This window comes from Microcoleus sp. (genome assembly GCF_049646505.1).
Classification (GTDB): Bacteria; Cyanobacteriota; Cyanobacteriia; order Cyanobacteriales; family Microcoleaceae; genus Microcoleus.
Window position 1 is genome coordinate 1 of record NZ_JBARVX010000252.1, and the last position, 3742, is coordinate 3742.

General features: G+C 46.2%; 5 protein-coding genes. 1 reads left to right on the top strand and 4 read right to left on the bottom strand.

Annotated elements, in window-relative coordinates:
* Positions 1-174 precede the first annotated feature (174 nt).
* The 4 genes from WBA89_RS13535 to WBA89_RS13550 form a co-directional block, all read right to left on the bottom strand.
* The gene (locus WBA89_RS13535) at positions 175-333 is read right to left on the bottom strand and encodes a hypothetical protein (RefSeq protein WP_424407177.1); all 159 of its coding nucleotides are present in this window, start codon (positions 331-333) and stop codon (positions 175-177) included.
* Between the two features lie 242 nt (positions 334-575).
* Complete coding sequence (locus WBA89_RS13540; RefSeq protein ID WP_424407179.1) at positions 576-1334, bottom strand: DUF2232 domain-containing protein; 759 nt, start codon at positions 1332-1334, stop codon at positions 576-578.
* Positions 1335-1712: 378 nt separating this feature from the next.
* Positions 1713-2210, bottom strand: a complete 498-nt coding sequence (locus WBA89_RS13545) for a universal stress protein (protein WP_424407181.1) — start codon at positions 2208-2210, stop codon at positions 1713-1715.
* Positions 2211-2298: 88 nt separating this feature from the next.
* Positions 2299-3009 (bottom strand): Crp/Fnr family transcriptional regulator, encoded by a 711-nt coding sequence (locus WBA89_RS13550; protein WP_194060337.1) that lies wholly within the window; start codon positions 3007-3009, stop codon positions 2299-2301.
* A 255-nt stretch (positions 3010-3264) separates the two neighbouring features.
* On the opposite strand from WBA89_RS13550, the gene WBA89_RS13555 reads away from it, so the two are divergent.
* Positions 3265-3450, top strand: coding sequence for a hypothetical protein (locus WBA89_RS13555; protein WP_424407183.1), 186 nt, complete (start codon positions 3265-3267; stop codon positions 3448-3450).
* Positions 3451-3742: the final 292 nt, after the last annotated feature.

The window sequence follows — 3742 nt, forward strand, 5'->3', positions numbered from 1 at the left end:
GTTATTTGTTATTTGTTATTTGTTATTTGTTATTTGTTATTTGTTATTTGTTATTTGTTATTTGTTATTTGTTATTTGTTATTTGTTATTTGTTATGGGGAATTGGTAATCGGGAATCGGGAATTAATCTTTCTTCTTTCGTTCTGATTTGCTTTTGAATTCTGACTTCTTCCCTCAAAATACCTCCATTAAATCCGTTAAATCCGCTACATAATCCGTTGCCGAACTTCCCTCTTCCCTCAACATCAATCCGTTACATCCTTTAAATCCCCTACATAATCCGTTGCCGAACTTCCTGACATCCGTGAAATCCGTTACAAAATCTTTCTTCATTCTTCCCTCCCCCCTTGGGGGGGGCAGGGGGGGGTTCTTCTTCCTGATGACGTTGTACGGAAAGCTCGGAGGCGACAGCAAAACATGACTGATGACTAATGACTAATGACAACTAAGAGGGCGGGCCCGCACCATCCACCGCCCCTACTGACTAATGACTGATGACTAATGACTAATGACTAATGACTAATGACTAATGACTAATGACTTCTTCCTTCTTCCCTCTTCCCTCTTCCTTCGTATTACTCCTCATAATCAATTAAAACTTGCACCCAGCGCGGCGGCCGCGGAATCGGATTTCCCAAACGATCGAGCAGCAGCAAAGCTACTAAATGCACTACAAATAAATAAACAATATTGTTAACCAAAATCATCCCGGCGGCGATCGCCCCAATTGCGTCCAAACTCGGCACGCTCAGCCAGCCCAGCCTCACAAACGCCCATTCCACCATCTCCGTTACCTGGACGGTGATGTAAACCCAGAGATCCTGGCCCACCAAAGCTGACAGCAGCCAAAACCGAAAAAAGAAGCCGACAGTACCAATTAGCGCGCCCAAACTAATAGAAGCAGACCAACTCGCTTTGTGTCTCCAAAGTCCTCCCAGCGCAACTCCCATAATTCCAAAAGGAATCACGTATAAAATGCTCCGCGTCGGGCCCATGAGTACCGACAGCAGCAAACCCGATACCAAAGCTGACATCCAAGCCGCTCGGTTGCCCCAGCGCAGGTAAACCAGGGCGATGGGTATCGGGAAAAAAACCCGCAGCAAAGGCCCCAGCGGAAAGTAATAATTTACCAGCCAAATCAAGCTAGCGGTACTTGCCAAAAATGCAGTTTCTACGAGCCTCAAAGGCGCTTCCGGGCGATTGTCGCCTGGAAGCGGATCTCGATTTGGGGACGCGCCCGCATTATCTGAAATAGCTGCGGTTTGGCGATCGTTATTTGTACTCGGTGAACTGCCCGAATTAGACGCGGCATCTGCTGACAAAAAATCACTCATCCGATTTTAGATTTTAGATTTTAGATTTTAGATTTTAACTGAGATGTTGCACCATTCGTGTGGAAGCCTTTTATGGGCGGGCTCTTCGGCCCACCCCACAAGCAATTCACTCTTTGTGAAACGGGCCCCAGAGCCCATTAACCGAGAATGGTGCAAGATGTGAGTTTTAACGGACTTGCGCCCTATGCGGGTGATTCCCAGTTTTAGATTTTAGATTTTAGATTTTACTCAACTTGCGCGCTAGATATAATCCCGATTCTCGGTTTCAATGTTTGGAAGCCTCGCACCCAAATTTAATATTGATCCCAGAAACCGGGTTGAGATACCCGCGCCAGTCTTATTTTAGATGAATTTTCCGGGCAAAACTTTTCAGCAGGATCATTTTTCGGCTTTGATTTCCTGAATTACAAAAACCGAACAAGATGCGTGGTGAACGACATAATTGCTCACACTGCCGAGAAAAGCTTCTGTCAGCCCCGTGCGGCCGCGCCTCCCGATTACTATTAAATCTGCGCCCCAATTTTCGGCAGCTTCACAGACAGAATGCCCCGGATCTCCATCCATTTTACAGTCAAATTCCACTTGCAATCCTTGTTTAGTCGCTGCTTCGCAGTAGTTGTGCAGCAAGCCCGAAGACTGTTTTACCTCATTTTCCAACCGCAAACGTTGAGCTTGATAAGCTCGATCCATTAACTCGACATTCATGCCCAAATCTACAGGAATTGGTATTGCTGTCTCCCCCATCGTGTTGACAGTAACGCAGTGAAATAACATCATCTGGGCCCGATCGCCCAGAGCTAATTCTAAAGCTTGACTGAAGACGCGCTGACCCAATTCAGACTCATCTACGGCGGCGAAAATTTTCTTAAAACTCACAGCTTTACCTCCCGTGGAAAATCATCAATATCAGTTAATTAACAGGAGTGCTTTTTAATTAGATTCTAATTAGCAGTCTCCGATACTTCTACACTAACAGACGCTCCAAGGCGTGCAGGTCGGGAATGCACAAAACGTCACGTTCGCGGTGAATTGTGCCTTTTTTTTCTAGCTTGCTGAGCACTCGCGTTACCGTTTCCCTAGCCAACCCGCTGAGACTGCTTAATTCTCTGTGTGGGAGGTTGGGAATTTCTGTGCCTCCTGTTGACATGATTTTCCCTTGCCCCTCTGCCAAAAACAACAGAATATCTGCTACTCGCGAGGTACTGTCCGACTCTCGCAAACGCAGGCGACGGTTGACTTGCCGCAGGCGGCGGGCCATCAGTTGAGCTAGCCGAATGCCTGCTAGCGGCTCGGTATTAATCAGTTGCACAAAATCCTGAGCTGGCATATTGCCGATCAGTGTCGGGGCGAGGGTGATGACATCTGTCGATCGCGGTGTTTCTTCGATCGCTGCCATTTCCCCGAACAGTTCTCCTTTCCCTAAAATATTCAGTGTTACTTCTTTTCCGTCTAGGTTGTAGGTGCGAATTTTCACCCAACCATCCAATATAAAATACACTGACGTTCCCCAGTCATTTTCCAGCAAAATCACTTGATTTGACGGATGACTGCGAGTAACAATGTGGACAGTTGCTCTTTCAATTACCGGATCGGGTAAACCTGCAAAAAAAGGAGTAGAAACTATCAATTGATTTATATTAGACTGCGGATCTCGGGTATTAAAGCGGTCTTCCATGAGGCCATTATTTAAATTTACGCGCTTGAGCTGCGCTGGGCAGTTAGAAATAGCAGGCAGCCGAGTCATTCGATTTGAGATTCTTGATGTCAGAAACAAGTATCTAAAATTGGCAATTTTACCTCTAAATGTTGGCAGTCCATCTAATATGGAAATTAATAGCCTCAAGTTCTGATTGCTAGCTAGAAACTTAAGACTGTACCATGATTTTGTAGGCATATACCCAGGAGCAAATTTTATTAACAAAATTTAAGCATGGCGGCAAGCTCCTCGTGCCGATCGAGTTACCGAAGACCAGCACTGGGCGAACACAAGCTTAACACTCCTGAGAGATTTGCGATCGAGCCGGCCCTGCTGTCGATCGGCCGAGGGAAACAGCGCAACTCCGCAAACCGGGTATACAGCCACCAAATCCGACTGCAACCGCCTCTAATCTGTTAAATTTCAGCAATACCAGGAAAATCCACAACTATTTTGTATTTATAAGGTTGACCCTCGCAGATCGCGAAACAGACGCAGTTCCCAACAACCTTTTTTGCTACCCCGAAACTATTGTACCATTAATCTCTAGCCGTGAATACAGATAAAAAGCTACTATATAAGGTTGTTCAACTAGACAGCAGGAGTCGGGCCCTCTAACTGTACGACCTTGAGTGCCCGGAGGAATGCGCGTCAGGCCTAACTGCCGAGCAAATCTTTGATTTCCGCTATTGCCACATTAGTTTTCACGAGA

Excerpts from the sequence above, each read along its gene's own strand:
- WBA89_RS13535 (WP_424407177.1), bottom strand. The coding sequence starts at position 333 with ATGAAGAAAGATTTTGTAACGGATTTCACGGATGTCAGGAAGTTCGGC.
- WBA89_RS13540 (WP_424407179.1), bottom strand. The coding sequence starts at position 1,334 with ATGAGTGATTTTTTGTCAGCAGATGCCGCGTCTAATTCGGGCAGTTCA.
- WBA89_RS13550 (WP_194060337.1), bottom strand. The coding sequence starts at position 3,009 with ATGGAAGACCGCTTTAATACCCGAGATCCGCAGTCTAATATAAATCAA.
- WBA89_RS13555 (WP_424407183.1), top strand. The coding sequence starts at position 3,265 with ATGGCGGCAAGCTCCTCGTGCCGATCGAGTTACCGAAGACCAGCACTG.